We start from the raw sequence: 12,608 nt of genomic DNA, 5'->3' as shown, positions 1-12,608 counted from the left end.
AATGACTGAATTAAATAAAATTGCTCTTAAAATACTTTCTGACGGTAAAGGAATTCTTGCAGCAGACGAAAGTAACGGAACAATGACCAAAAGATTAGAATCAGTAAATATTACATCAACTTCAGAAAATAGGCTTCTTTTTAGAGAAACCCTTTTTTCATCAGAATGTATGACCGAATGTATTGGTGGGGTAATTTTATATGATGAAACAATAAATCAATCTTCAATTTCTGAAAAAAAAATCCCTACTTTAATTTCAGATTCAGGTGCGGTGCCAGGAATTAAAGTTGACACTGGTGCAAAAGTTTTAGCAAATTCATCTGAGGAAAAAATTACAGAAGGTTTGGATGGATTAAGAGAGAGATTAAAAGAATATTATCTACTTGGAGCAAGATTTACAAAATGGAGAGGTGTTTATAATATTAGTGAAAAATATCCCAGCAAGCTTGCAATTAATTCTAATGCTCATGCTTTAGCAAGATACTCTGCTCTTGTTCAAGAATGTGGAATGGTTCCAATTGTTGAACCTGAAGTATTAATGGATGGTGATCATTCAGCAGATGATTGTTTAATTAAAACATCTGAAGTTATTCAAAAATGTTTTGATGAATTAATAACTCACAAAATTGATCTGACAGGGATTATTTTAAAACCAAATATGATCCTTGCAGGAAATAAATCAAAAAATAAAATTTCTAATGAAGAAGTGTCATTCAAAACACTTGAGTGTCTTAAAAAATCTGTTCCAATTGAAGTGCCTGGAGTTGCTTTTTTATCTGGCGGCCAATCTGAAATAGAAGCAACAGAAAATTTAAATCTAATTAATAAGAATAATAATACTAATTTTATAATGACCTATTCATACGGAAGAGCTTTACAACAAAGTGCTCTAAAATTTTGGTCAAAAAATATTAAAGATGTTAAAGGAACACAAAATGTGTTCAATCATAGAGCAAAAATGAACACTTTGGCTGCTCAAGGAAAATGGTCTAGCGATCTTGAAAATAAATAAAAAAAAATTTATTTATCTTATTTCTCCCAATAATATTTCTACTAATTTCTATAAAAATTTAAAATTAGTTTTGAAAACTGGTAAAATTGGTTTTTTTCAATTGAGGCTTAAAAAATATTCATTTAAGCAAAAAATGTTAATTGGAAAAAAAATTAAGCAGATATGTATAAAAAATAATGTGAAATTTTTGGTAAATGACGATCCTATTCTTGTGAAAAAGCTTGGTGCTGATGGTTGTCATTTAGGGCAAAAAGACATTAAAATAAATGAGGCAAGAAAAATAATAGGAAACAAGATAATAGGAGTTACCTGTCATAATTCTATCAAACTGGCAAAGACTGCTGTCAAAGAAAAAGCTAGTTATATTGCCTTTGGCGCTTTTTTTTCAACTAAAACAAAAAAAGTAAAATTTAAAGCCACAACTAAAATTTTGAATAAAGTAAAAAAATTAACCAAAACACCAATAGTTGCAATTGGAGGTATCAATAATAAAAATTATAAAAAACTGTTATTGAACAAAGCTAATTTATTAGCTATTTCAAGCTACGTTTGGAATAATAAAAAATATAAACCCTTAGAAGCAACGGAAAAATTAAAATGAAAATAAATGCTGGCGAAATAAGAGTGGGAATGCTTTTAGAATATAAAAATGACTTATGGCAAGTACTTAAAACTCAACATGTAAAACCTGGTAAAGGTGGAGCATTCGCTCAGGTGGAAATGAAAAGTGTTGGAAAAAATACAAAATTAAATGAAAGATTCAGATCTAGTGAGTCAGTGGAAAAAGCATCACTAGAAGAAACAAATTTTAATTATCTTTATGATGATGAAAATAATTATATATTTATGGATCCCAAAACATTTGAACAAATAGAAATCAAAAAAGATATTGTTGGAGAAAAGGGAAAACTATTAACTGAAAATCTTGAAGTTTCTGTGAGTTTTTATAATGAAAACCCAATTTCAATTGAACTTCCAAATCAAGTTACATGCAAAATTGAAATAACTGATGTTGCATTAAAAGGTCAAACAGTTTCATCATCATACAAACCTGCAATACTAGACAATGGGTTAAATATTCAGGTACCACCTTTTATCGACTCTGGTGATGAGGTGATAGTTGATACAAGAACCCTGGAATATATAAAAAAGATATAAACTCAATGATTTCTATTTCTGCAAATCTAAACATAATGATTAAAGCTGTGGAAAAAGCTTCCAAATCAATAATCAGAGATTTTGGTGAGGTTGAAAAGTTACAAGTTTCAAAAAAAGGACCCAAGGACTTTGTAACGAAAACTGATAAACATGTTGAAAAAATTTTGATTGAAGAACTATCAAAAATAAAAAAAAATTACTCCTTTGTTACTGAAGAGTCAGGAATTATCAAAAATAAAGATAAAGACAATACTTGGATTATTGATCCAATTGATGGAACTACTAATTTTCTTCATGGAATACCTCATTTTGCAATTTCTATTGGTCTTAAGTCTAAAGGTGAAATGATTAGTGGTTTAATATTTGATCCAATTAAAGATGAAATGTTTTTTGCAGAGAAAGATAAAGGAGCTTTTTTAAATAATCAAAGGTTGAGAGTTTCAAAAAAAAGTGCTCTTGATGAATGTTTATTTTCAAGTAACCATGAAGGTGTTAAGTTTAGCAGTCTTAATATGAGATGCAGTGGATCTGCTGCATTAGATCTAGCTTATGTTGCCTCTGGTAGGCTTGATGGTTATTTTCAAAATAAAATTAACCTATGGGACGTAGCCGCAGGATCATTAATGGTAAAAGAAGCTGGTGGAATAGTTAATAACCTAGATCAATATGATACTTATAATATTGATATTAAGGCCTCAAGTGCCGCAATAAATGATAAAATGTTGGAAAATTTAAAGAACTTTTAATTGTGTTCTAAAATTCTTTTGCTATAAGTCTCGTTATGAAAAAAGACATACACCCTAAATACCACTCAATAAAAGTCGAAATGACAGATGGAACTCAATTTGAAACAAAATCAACTTGGGGAGCTGAAGGTGATGTTTTAAAATTAGAGATAGACCCAAAGTCACATTCTGCTTGGACCGGGGGGAAACAAAAACTAATGGATAAAGGTAGAATTAGTAAATTTAATAAAAAATTTCAAAACTTTAAATCAGATAAAAAAAATTAGATGTCAAACGCACCATTAATGCCAATGGCTACAGCTGTTTGGCTCGTTGAGAACACAACATTGACTTTCAAACAGATTGCAAATTTTTGTAATCTACATGAAGTAGAAATTCAGGGTATTGCAGATGGTGAAGTTGCAAAAGGAATTAAAGCCTACAATCCAATAATCGCAGGCCAACTTTCTAGAGAAGAAATTGAGTTGTCGTCAAAGGATGAGGATAGGCCTCTAGCAATTAAGAATACAGACATTGAAATTTCGAATACAGAAAAAAAAGTAAAGAAATATATTCCTCTTTCCAAAAGACAAGATAAACCAGATTCAGCTTTATGGCTTTTAAAACAACATAACATGTTGAAAGATTCTCAAATAGCAAAACTAGTAGGGATAACTAAAAATTCAGTAACATCAATTAGAAATAAAAGCTATTGGAACTATAATAATCTTAATCCAAAAGATCCTGTTGCATTAAATCTATTCAGTCAAAAAGATTTGATTGATGCACTGGAGAAAGCTGAGAGAAGAATTAAGAGAGAAAAAAAAGAAAAAGAAAAACAAAAACAAGCTAATGCAGCTTCTGTATAATGAATAAAACTAATAGACATAAAATTATAAAAGTGCTAATTAACCATTCTTTTAAAAAGTTATGAAAATAGAAGTTAAAGATAATAATATTGAACAAGCTTTAAGAGTCTTAAAAAGAAAACTCCAAAGAGATGGTTTTTTTAAAGTTATCAAATTAAAAAATACATATGAGAAGCCTTCTGAAAAGAAGAAAAGAATTCTACAAGAAAATATTAAAAGAGTTAAAAAGTTAAATAAACTTAAAAATAGAATTTAAGTATACCGCGGGGTGGAGCAGTCTGGTAGCTCGTCAGGCTCATAACCTGAAGGTCGGCGGTTCAAATCCGTCCCCCGCAACCAATCCCAGTTAAATTTTAAAATTAGATTTTTTGCTATCAATCAGAAATGCTTTAACAGTCTCTTTTGTGAGCTGATCAAATGACTTTCCAAAGTTTTCTATTTTTTCAATAGTTGCAGGTGGCACTGTAATAATGTGACAACCCAGTTGTTTAGCTTGTAAGTAGTTATATGGCTCCCTAACACTTGCCCATAAAATTTCCACATTTCTAAATTTTTTAGCTAATGAAATACTTTTTCTAAATTCAGGAACTGGGTCTTTTCCTGTATCCCCTGCTCTTCCTGCAAATATAGAAATAATCACTTTAGTTTTTTTATTAATCAATTTTAAAATTTTTTCAGTTTGTTTTGCACTGTAAATTGCAGTTATATTTAGCTTAATATTTTGACCGTTTAATTCCTTAATAATTCTTCCCATGAATTTACCTTTGGAATTTGCTACTGGTACTTTAACATAAATATTTTTTGCCCAAGTATTTATTTGAATTGCTTGTTTCTTCATCTCATTGTATTCATCAGCAAACACTTCAAGTGAGACTGGTTTATTTTTACAAATTTTTAAGATTTTTTTTGAGTAAGATTTATAATCATTTGCACCAGCTTTTCTCATCAAACTTGGATTTGTAGTAAATCCTTTGACAATCTTTTTTTTATTAAATTTTTTAATTAAGCTTAATTCTGCAATGTCACAAAATATTTTAGTTTTCAATTAATTACCTACAAGTTTTTAGTAATATCTTCTGTCATTTTTTTTGCATCAGCAAATAACATAAGTGTATTTTCTTTATAAAATAGATCGTTATCAATACCTGCGTATCCAGGTGAAAGGCTTCTTTTTACAAACAAAACAGACTTACACTTTTCAACATCTAGTACTGGCATACCATAAATAGGGCTTTGTGGATCTGTTTTTGCAACTGGATTGGTTACATCATTTGCACCTATTACAAAAGCAACATCAGCATTTGCGAAATCATTGTTTATTTCCTCTAATTCAAAAACTTCATCATATGGAACATTGGCTTCAGCCAATAAAACATTCATATGACCTGGCATTCTTCCTGCAACAGGATGAATAGCATAAGAAACTTTTATGTCATTTTTTTTCAATGTATCAACCATCTCTCTTAAAGCATGTTGTGCTTGAGCAACAGCCATACCATAACCTGGTACAATGATAACTGATGAAGCATTCTTCATTAGAAAAGCAGCATCATCTGCGTTTCCACTTTTTACTGGTCTTTGTTCTTTATTTTGTGCTGAACCTGATTGTTCAGTTGCACCAAATCCACCTAGGATTACATTAAAGAATGATCTATTCATTCCTTTACACATAATATACGATAGGATTGCTCCAGAAGAGCCAACTAAAGCTCCTGTAATTATTAAAGCAGTATTTTCTAGAGTAAATCCAATTCCTGCAGCTGCCCAACCAGAGTAAGAGTTAAGCATAGAAATTACTACCGGCATATCTGCACCACCAATTGGAATTATTAAAAGAAAACCAATTAAGAAAGAAATAGCCAATAGTATCCAAAATAGACTTGATGCTTGAGTGGAGCAAAGCAAATAGGTTATAATTATTATCGAAATTAATATCAAAGCATTAAGAAGATGTTGTCCTTTAAACGTTATAGGTGATCCTGACATTATTCCTTGAAGTTTCAAAAAAGCAATAATTGAACCTGAAAAAGTTATTGCGCCAACTGCTGCACCGATTGACATTTCAATCAAGCTTCCAAGTTTAATGTTGCCTGGAGATCCTAAATTAAAAGCTTCTGGATTTAAAAAAGCAGCTATTGCAACAAATACTGCTGCAAGCCCAACTAAACTATGAAAACCAGCAACCAACTCTGGCATCGCTGTCATTGGTATTTTATAAGCTATAAAAGCACCAATTAATCCTCCTATTAAAAGAAAGATTAAAACAACTACTAATCCAGTTGAAAAATTACCAATTGATAAAAAAGTAACTGTGATTGCAATAATCATTCCTAAAATTCCAAAGAAATTTCCTTGTCTAGAAGTCTCTGGTGAAGAAAGTCCTCTTAAAGCTAAAATAAATAATACTCCTGAAATTAAATAAAAAATAGCTGATAAATTTGCTGAAATCATTATTTATCCCTTTTCTTTTTTTTATACATTGCAAGCATTCTTTGCGTTACCAGAAAGCCCCCAAAAATATTAATTGCCGCTAATGATATTGCTAAAAAACCAAAGATACTTGAAGCGTTAAATATAGTGTCAGAGTTTCCAGCTAATCCTGCAATAATTGCCCCAACAATAATCACTGATGAAATAGCATTTGTAACAGACATTAAAGGTGTATGTAGCGATGGAGTTACACTCCAAACCACATAATATCCAATGAAAATTGAAAGGATAAAAATACTTAATCTAAATATAAAAGGATCTATTTCCATAATTTTATTTTATTAAAGTTTTTTTAATTATCTCATCATCCAAATTTATATTGATCTTTTTATTTTCTTTATCATATAAATTTGAAACGAAGTTAAATACGTTTTTTGCATATAAATTTGATGCAGAAGTTGGTAGTTTGTTTAAAATATTGCTTTCCCCCATTATTTTAACACCATCTCTATATACAACTTCATCAACTTTAGTATGCGCTGTGTTACCACCTTGAATCGCTGCTAGATCATAAATTATTGACCCAGACTGCATATTATTAATCATATCTTCTTTAATAATTATTGGTGCTTTTTTTCCTGGAATTAAAGCTGTACAAATCACAATATCTATTTTTTTTAATGTTTCTGATAATAATTCTTCTTGTTTCTTCTTAAAATCATCTGATGCTTCTTTAGCATAACCTCCCTCGGTCTCTAAATTCTCTGCACCTTCAACTGTTAAAAATTTTCCCCCCAAACTTTCAACCTGTTCTTTTGAGGCCATTCTAACATCTGTTGCAAACACAATTGCTCCCATTCGTTTTGCAGTCGCAATTGCTTGTAATCCCGCAACCCCTGCACCAACTACTAATACTTTTGCTGCTGGGATTGTACCTGCCGCAGTCATCATCATTGGAATTGCTTTCTCAAAATTAGCAAACGACTCGACTACTGCTTTATATCCTGCAAGATTTGCCTGTGAAGATAATATGTCCATAGACTGAGCTCTTGTAATTCTAGGAAGTAGCTCGAGTGAAAAAATGTTAATATTTTTTTTAACTAAATTATTTATCTTATCATTATTATCATACGGATTTAGGACCCCAATAAAAGTTTGATTTACTTTTAATAATGAACTTTTGTCATCATCTAATAAAGCTAATTGAGCAATAATATCTGCATTTGTTATTATTTCTTTTTCATCTTTTAAAATTGATACTCCAAAATCCTTATATTCTTCATCTTTAATTCCAAGATGACTTCCATAATTTTCAGATAAAGAAACTTCAATACCAAGTGAGATATATTTTTTTGCAATCTCGGGAGTTATTGCAATTCTTTTTTCAATTTCTTGATTTTCTAAAATAGAAGCAATTTTCATACATCTATATTATAGTAAGAATATTGCCATTAAAACTAAAACACCAATAACTGCGACCGTTCCCCACAACACAAATTTTGTAAAATTGTTCCAGGTATTTTTATGGTTTTGATTATCCATAAAAATTACTTTTGTCTTGCTTTAAACTTTGGGTTAGTTTTATTAATGACATAGACCCTACCTCTTCTTCTAACTAATTTAGAGTTTAGGTCTCTTTTTTTTATAGACTTTAATGAGCTTTTAATTTTCATAAATTTGGACCTTTAATAAACGAACTTATATAATCTTTCAAATGTATTTTTCCATATCTTCGAATTATTTGGTTATTTAGACTAATTTTTGTTAATGCGGACGCAAATCTCTCGCCTTGTCTTGATTTAAGCATAATAATTTTAGAACCAAACAATTTAGCAACATTTTTAATAGAAAAGGCTTTTTTATTACTAATACTATAATGTGCACATTTATTCTTTTTCCATGCCTCATAACAGATCTCAACTGTATCACTTATATGAGTAAACCTTCTTGTTTGTGAACCAGGTCTAACAATTGTCAATGGTCTATTATTATTGTACTGATCTTCAAATATTCCAATGACAGTTGCCATAGCACCTCTTTTTATTTGTCTTGGACCATAAACGTTATAAAAATAAACTACTTCATACTTAAAATTAAACCATCTTTTTAAGTTTTCTAACAATTCTAAATTTTTTGATTTTGTAAAAGCATAAGGTGAAAGATTTTTGTCATTACCCTTATTTCCTAAACTAGCTGAAGTAGCTGAATAAATAAGTTTTATTGAATTATCAAGACAAAATTTAAAAACTGCTTTACTGCCTATTGAATTAGAGTCATAACATTTGTCAAATTCCTTAAAACTTTGGTATATTCTAGCAAATTCTCCAAAATGAAACACTGAGTGAATTTTATTTTTAAATTTATTCAATTTTTTATCTATGTCATGAGTATTGCCAACTAAATATCTTACTCTTTGATTTTTACTACTAATGTGGTTTTCTCTTTTTCCAGTTGAATAATTATCAAGGCTAATAATTTTCTTATTAGTTTTTTTTAAAAGCAACTCAATTAAATTTGAACCAACGAAACCAGCTCCACCAGTAACTATAATATGATTTTTCATTAAGATTAAATGCCTGGCAATGTCCTACTCTTCCGTGTCTTAAGACAAAGTACCATTGGCGCAGAAAGGCTTGACTTCCGAGTTCGGAATGGGATCGGGTATAACCCTTTCGCAATAATTACCAGGCAGTGGCACTTATACATATTCTTAAAATTGTGTCAAAGATAATATTGGGTAAAAACAAAAAAAATCATATTTATCATAAAAAATCTAATTTTTAATTGAATATAAAATGATGGTTTTAAGAGCAATAAATGCATCCTTAAGACCTATTTTTTTACCTTCCTCGTATGATCTGCCATTGTAAGTGATATGAAAACGGAAAAAAAAGTCATGACTTACACAATAGTTAATAAAACATCATTTAAATTTCCAACAGAAAGATATTTAAATTTTGTAAAGCATGGATATAAAGATTGTTAAACTCAATTTTATTTAAATCTTTCATAAATTATTCTAAAAATCACACTAACTATATGATAAAATTTTATTTTTTTTCCTTCTTCAAAAGTTCTACCATTATAACTTATTGGTAATTCGTAAAATTTTTTTCCTTTTTTAATTACTTTGCAAAGAATTTCAGCATGTTGTTCAAAACCATTTGTTCTTAAATTATTTTCATTGAGTAGCTTTTTTTTAAAGCAAGCATAGCAGGAATATATATCCGTAAAAGTAGTGTTATAAAGTAAGTTAAAAATTAAAGTAATAATCTTATTCCCAAATTTGTTCAGTATATTGTGAGATCTTGTGTATTCAGAATAATTAAAACGTGAACCAATAATTAAATCAGGTTCAAAACGATTAATTAATTTTATAAATTTTTTTAATTCAATAGGATCATATTCTAAATCAGCATCTTGAAAAAAAATATATCGACCTCTTGCTGTTTCTAACCCTTTTTTAATTGCATAACCTTTTCCTTGGTTAGAACCATAAGAGATTAAAGTTGTGTATAAACTTTTATTTTTTTCTAATATATCTTTTGTATTATCTGTTGAACCATCATCAATAATAATTATTTCATAATTGTTATTTTGTTCTGATATTTCTGAAATTCTATTTAATACTTTGAGAATAGTTTCGCTTTCATTAAAAGAAGGTATCAAAATAGATATGAGTATTTGGTCATTGTACATATTATCTTTAAGGGTTTGTTGTATATTAACTAATTATAAATTTAGTTTCTTTATTGAAAATTAAAAGAAAAATCAAGATTCAAGGGTTTTTATATTCACAAACTTTTTACCAATTTCTAAGTTATTTTTTTTTATTTCATCAAAAAAATTCCAAGCTAATACTAAAATGACTGATTTTTTTGAACTTTTTTTGGTTTTCGAAAAAATTGGAATTTTTACACCCGGAACAAATTTATTGTGTTTTAGATCATTGTCTTCAATTATATAGTCAATTTCATCTTTTATTCCAAAAAAATTTAGTGCAGTTGTTGCTTTTGCTGGTGCACCATAACCGACAAGATTTTCTCCGTCTTTTTTTATTTCTTTAATTCTATTTTTTACATTCTCTCTAATTTGATAAACTTTTTTTCCAAATTTCTCGTAAGTCTTAAAGTTTTTAATTCCAAAATTTTCTTCATCTTTAAGAATTTTTTTAACACTATTTTCAACTTTTTGATCTTTACTCTTCTTAATATATACTCTCAAAGAACCACCATGAGTATCTACTTTTTCTGCTTTATAAATTTTAACATTAAATTTTTTGAAAAAATTGATTAATGATGTTAGTGACCAATAATTATAATGCTCATGATAAATGTTATCAAAAGTAAGATCTTTTAGGGTATTCATTAAATATTGGACTTCAATAATAATTCTTCCCTTTTTACTTAAAAGTTTAATCATACAATAAGCCATTTCCTCTAAATTATCAGAGTGTGCAAAAACATTAGAAGCAAGAATTAAATCTGCATTCTTTTTTATTTTTTTTAAGTTTTTTTTAGTTAAAAAACCATTATAAGTTTTAATTTTTTTTCTGTTAGCTAATTTAGCTAAATTTTTAGCTGGCTCTACTCCAAGTATGTTTTTAAATTTTAAATCAGAAAAGGGTTTTAAAGCAACACCATCGTTACTACCAATATCAATTATATAAGATTTTTTTGAATTCAACTTAAACTCTTTTATATATTTATTAGCTGCTTTTATAAAATGATCTCTAAATTTTTTCGACGTTGATGATGTGTAAAGATAATTTGAAAACATCTTTTTTGGATTTACTGCAACAGAAAGTTGACAGTTATGACAATTACCACAATAATTAAGTTCTAAAGGATACATTTCGGTCTTTTCATCTTTTTTATTTAATAAATTATTTGCTAATGGTTGATATCCTAGTGAAACAACTCTTTTTAAATCTATGTTTCCACAGCTTCTACAATCAAATTTATAACAACTTAGTAAAAGATTTTTTTCATTCTCATTAACTAAAACATGTTTTATTGTATGTGTTACACCATAATTTTCATGCTCTCTTTCTCCTCTTACCAAATTAAGTAATATTGTGTCTTTAGTAAAAACCATAGTGTGTGCAACATTGGGCTTTATAGTTGACAATTGACCTTCATTAACAACTTTTGTTATTTTTGGTGAACTTGGATCTAGATTATCTTTAAATATTTCAATAATTTGACCCTTAACAAATAAACATTTTTGCTCTTGTTGAGGATGGTAATGATTAGCTCGTATTGTTCCTTTTTTTGAGTCAATTAGACCAATCATGTTAATTGGTTCTGAAAGTTCATAGTTACTAATTTTTCCCCTAAAATCTACAAATTCATTTTCTCCATTAGCTAAATGGTATATATCTTTAATTGAATTTTGTTTGGACCATTTAGTAATCATTTCCTCTATACATTCTTCGAGACCATAGAGAAACTTAAAACCAGTTTTCAATATTTTTTTATTTGATAAAGAAAAACCCAAATTAGGTATTTCATCATTTGTCTCTATAAGATTAACTTTTGGATTAATTTTTTTACAAATTTTAGCAACCTCTTTGACTGTAACTGTGTCTTTAGTTAAATTAAATATTTGTTTTGATATATTGTTCTTTTCCTCCATAAATTTAAAACATCTGGCAACATCTATTAGTGGAACAAGACTTTTTATCTGTCTGCCCCCAGAGTATAATTTCAGTGCTCGATTCTGGGAGGCCATTTTAGAAAAGAAATTGGCCATTATATCTATTCTTGCGGTATCTGTAGAATATCCATAAACTGATCCTAATCTCAAAATAATATAATTTTTTCCAGAGGAAATGAGTTGTTTTTCATTACAATCTTTTGATTTACTATAAGATAAAATTGGGGAAGTTTTTTCTGTTTCTGCAATATCTTTTTTTATTTTGTCAATACCCTCAAATACCACGTGTGAAGATGGCATTATAATTTTACATTTATTACTAATTGTATCTAAAATATTTTGTGTTCCTTCTTTTGCGACTTTCTTAATTTGAATATCACTTATTTCATTGCTCTCACTTTTTACTCTAGGTACATCGGTAATTCCCGCTAAATGGTGAACAATATCTGCATCTTTACAATATTTATAAATTAAATCTTTATCAAGAATATCTCCATGCACAAAGTTCATGTTCCAATTTCTGATTTGATTTATTCTTTCAGAGATAAATCTGTTGTCTATGATCGTAATTTGATCTTTCCAGCTATAGCCTGAATAAATTTTACATAACTCAGTTCCTATGTATCCTAATCCACCTGTTATGATAATTTTTTTCACAGTATTTACAATTTCAATGCGTTTTGTAAGTATTTTTTATCAAGATTGCAATCTTTATATCCATGCTTTACAATATTTTTCTGTTGGAAATTTAAAAGA

Annotated in this window: 16 protein-coding genes, 1 tRNA gene and 1 rRNA gene; 8 read left to right on the top strand and 10 right to left on the bottom strand. The window is 28.6% G+C overall.

Translation table 11 applies throughout. The annotated features are described in order from the left end of the window. Window position 1 precedes the first annotated feature (1 nt). The 8 genes from ACIJYI_RS00900 to ACIJYI_RS00865 all read left to right on the top strand — a co-directional run bounded on the left by ACIJYI_RS00900 (window position 2) and on the right by ACIJYI_RS00865 (window position 4,103). Window positions 2-1,012, top strand: coding sequence for a class I fructose-bisphosphate aldolase (locus ACIJYI_RS00900; protein ID WP_435114251.1), 1,011 nt, complete (start codon window positions 2-4; stop codon window positions 1,010-1,012). Further along, on the top strand, window positions 999-1,613 hold the full coding sequence (gene thiE / locus ACIJYI_RS00895; RefSeq protein ID WP_435114250.1) for a thiamine phosphate synthase: 615 nt from the start codon (window positions 999-1,001) through the stop codon (window positions 1,611-1,613). Before ACIJYI_RS00900 ends, thiE begins: the two co-directional genes overlap by 14 nt. Then, window positions 1,610-2,170 (top strand): elongation factor P, encoded by a 561-nt coding sequence (gene efp, locus ACIJYI_RS00890; protein WP_435114249.1) that lies wholly within the window; start codon window positions 1,610-1,612, stop codon window positions 2,168-2,170. The genes thiE and efp overlap by 4 nt, the downstream gene beginning before the upstream one ends. A gap of 5 nt (window positions 2,171-2,175) precedes the next feature. Next, window positions 2,176-2,916: an inositol monophosphatase family protein gene (locus ACIJYI_RS00885; protein WP_435114248.1), complete on the top strand. Its 741-nt coding sequence runs from the start codon at window positions 2,176-2,178 to the stop codon at window positions 2,914-2,916. Between the two features lie 35 nt (window positions 2,917-2,951). Further along, window positions 2,952-3,182, top strand: coding sequence for a 50S ribosomal protein L31 (rpmE, locus tag ACIJYI_RS00880; RefSeq protein ID WP_435114247.1), 231 nt, complete (start codon window positions 2,952-2,954; stop codon window positions 3,180-3,182). Beyond that, entirely contained in the window at window positions 3,183-3,764 is a 582-nt protein-coding gene (locus ACIJYI_RS00875; protein ID WP_435114246.1) for a cell cycle transcriptional regulator TrcR, read from the top strand. It begins immediately after the preceding gene. 61 nt (window positions 3,765-3,825) lie between these two features. After that, window positions 3,826-4,020: a 30S ribosomal protein S21 gene (gene rpsU, locus ACIJYI_RS00870; protein ID WP_008544401.1), complete on the top strand. Its 195-nt coding sequence runs from the start codon at window positions 3,826-3,828 to the stop codon at window positions 4,018-4,020. 6 nt (window positions 4,021-4,026) lie between these two features. Next, a tRNA-Met gene (locus ACIJYI_RS00865) sits at window positions 4,027-4,103 on the top strand. Window positions 4,104-4,110: 7 nt separating this feature from the next. Here ACIJYI_RS00865 and ACIJYI_RS00860 read toward each other — a convergent pair. The 10 genes from ACIJYI_RS00860 to ACIJYI_RS00815 all read right to left on the bottom strand — a co-directional run bounded on the left by ACIJYI_RS00860 (window position 4,111) and on the right by ACIJYI_RS00815 (window position 12,509). Further along, window positions 4,111-4,809, bottom strand: coding sequence for a transaldolase family protein (locus ACIJYI_RS00860; protein WP_435114245.1), 699 nt, complete (start codon window positions 4,807-4,809; stop codon window positions 4,111-4,113). 8 nt (window positions 4,810-4,817) lie between these two features. Next, a complete protein-coding gene (locus tag ACIJYI_RS00855) occupies window positions 4,818-6,215 on the bottom strand; it encodes an NAD(P)(+) transhydrogenase (Re/Si-specific) subunit beta (protein WP_435114244.1) in 1,398 nt (465 codons plus the stop codon). Further along, window positions 6,215-6,523: a proton-translocating transhydrogenase family protein gene (locus ACIJYI_RS00850; protein ID WP_435114243.1), complete on the bottom strand. Its 309-nt coding sequence runs from the start codon at window positions 6,521-6,523 to the stop codon at window positions 6,215-6,217. Before ACIJYI_RS00850 ends, ACIJYI_RS00855 begins: the two co-directional genes overlap by 1 nt. Window positions 6,524-6,527: 4 nt before the next feature. Next, on the bottom strand, window positions 6,528-7,616 hold the full coding sequence (locus ACIJYI_RS00845; protein ID WP_435114242.1) for an NAD(P) transhydrogenase subunit alpha: 1,089 nt from the start codon (window positions 7,614-7,616) through the stop codon (window positions 6,528-6,530). A 9-nt stretch (window positions 7,617-7,625) separates the two neighbouring features. Next, on the bottom strand, window positions 7,626-7,736 hold the full coding sequence (locus ACIJYI_RS00840) for an aa3-type cytochrome c oxidase subunit IV (protein WP_271480132.1): 111 nt from the start codon (window positions 7,734-7,736) through the stop codon (window positions 7,626-7,628). A 5-nt stretch (window positions 7,737-7,741) separates the two neighbouring features. Continuing rightward, window positions 7,742-7,867, bottom strand: a complete 126-nt coding sequence (ykgO, locus tag ACIJYI_RS00835; RefSeq protein ID WP_008545413.1) for a type B 50S ribosomal protein L36 — start codon at window positions 7,865-7,867, stop codon at window positions 7,742-7,744. Further along, complete coding sequence (locus ACIJYI_RS00830) at window positions 7,864-8,757, bottom strand: NAD-dependent epimerase/dehydratase family protein (RefSeq protein ID WP_435114241.1); 894 nt, start codon at window positions 8,755-8,757, stop codon at window positions 7,864-7,866. Before ACIJYI_RS00830 ends, ykgO begins: the two co-directional genes overlap by 4 nt. 11 nt (window positions 8,758-8,768) lie before the next feature. Then, window positions 8,769-8,883 (bottom strand): 5S ribosomal RNA (gene rrf, locus ACIJYI_RS00825). A gap of 305 nt (window positions 8,884-9,188) precedes the next feature. Then, window positions 9,189-9,893, bottom strand: a complete 705-nt coding sequence (locus tag ACIJYI_RS00820; RefSeq protein ID WP_435114240.1) for a glycosyltransferase family 2 protein — start codon at window positions 9,891-9,893, stop codon at window positions 9,189-9,191. A 72-nt stretch (window positions 9,894-9,965) separates the two neighbouring features. Next, window positions 9,966-12,509, bottom strand: a complete 2,544-nt coding sequence (locus ACIJYI_RS00815; protein ID WP_435114239.1) for an NAD-dependent epimerase/dehydratase family protein — start codon at window positions 12,507-12,509, stop codon at window positions 9,966-9,968. Window positions 12,510-12,608: the final 99 nt, after the last annotated feature.

The sequence above is a fragment of the Candidatus Pelagibacter bacterium nBUS_36 genome, assembly GCF_051201215.1.
GTDB lineage: Bacteria > Pseudomonadota > Alphaproteobacteria > Pelagibacterales > Pelagibacteraceae > Pelagibacter.
Note: the sequence above shows the minus strand (reverse complement) of the source record. Positions and strands in the feature narration are given on the sequence as shown.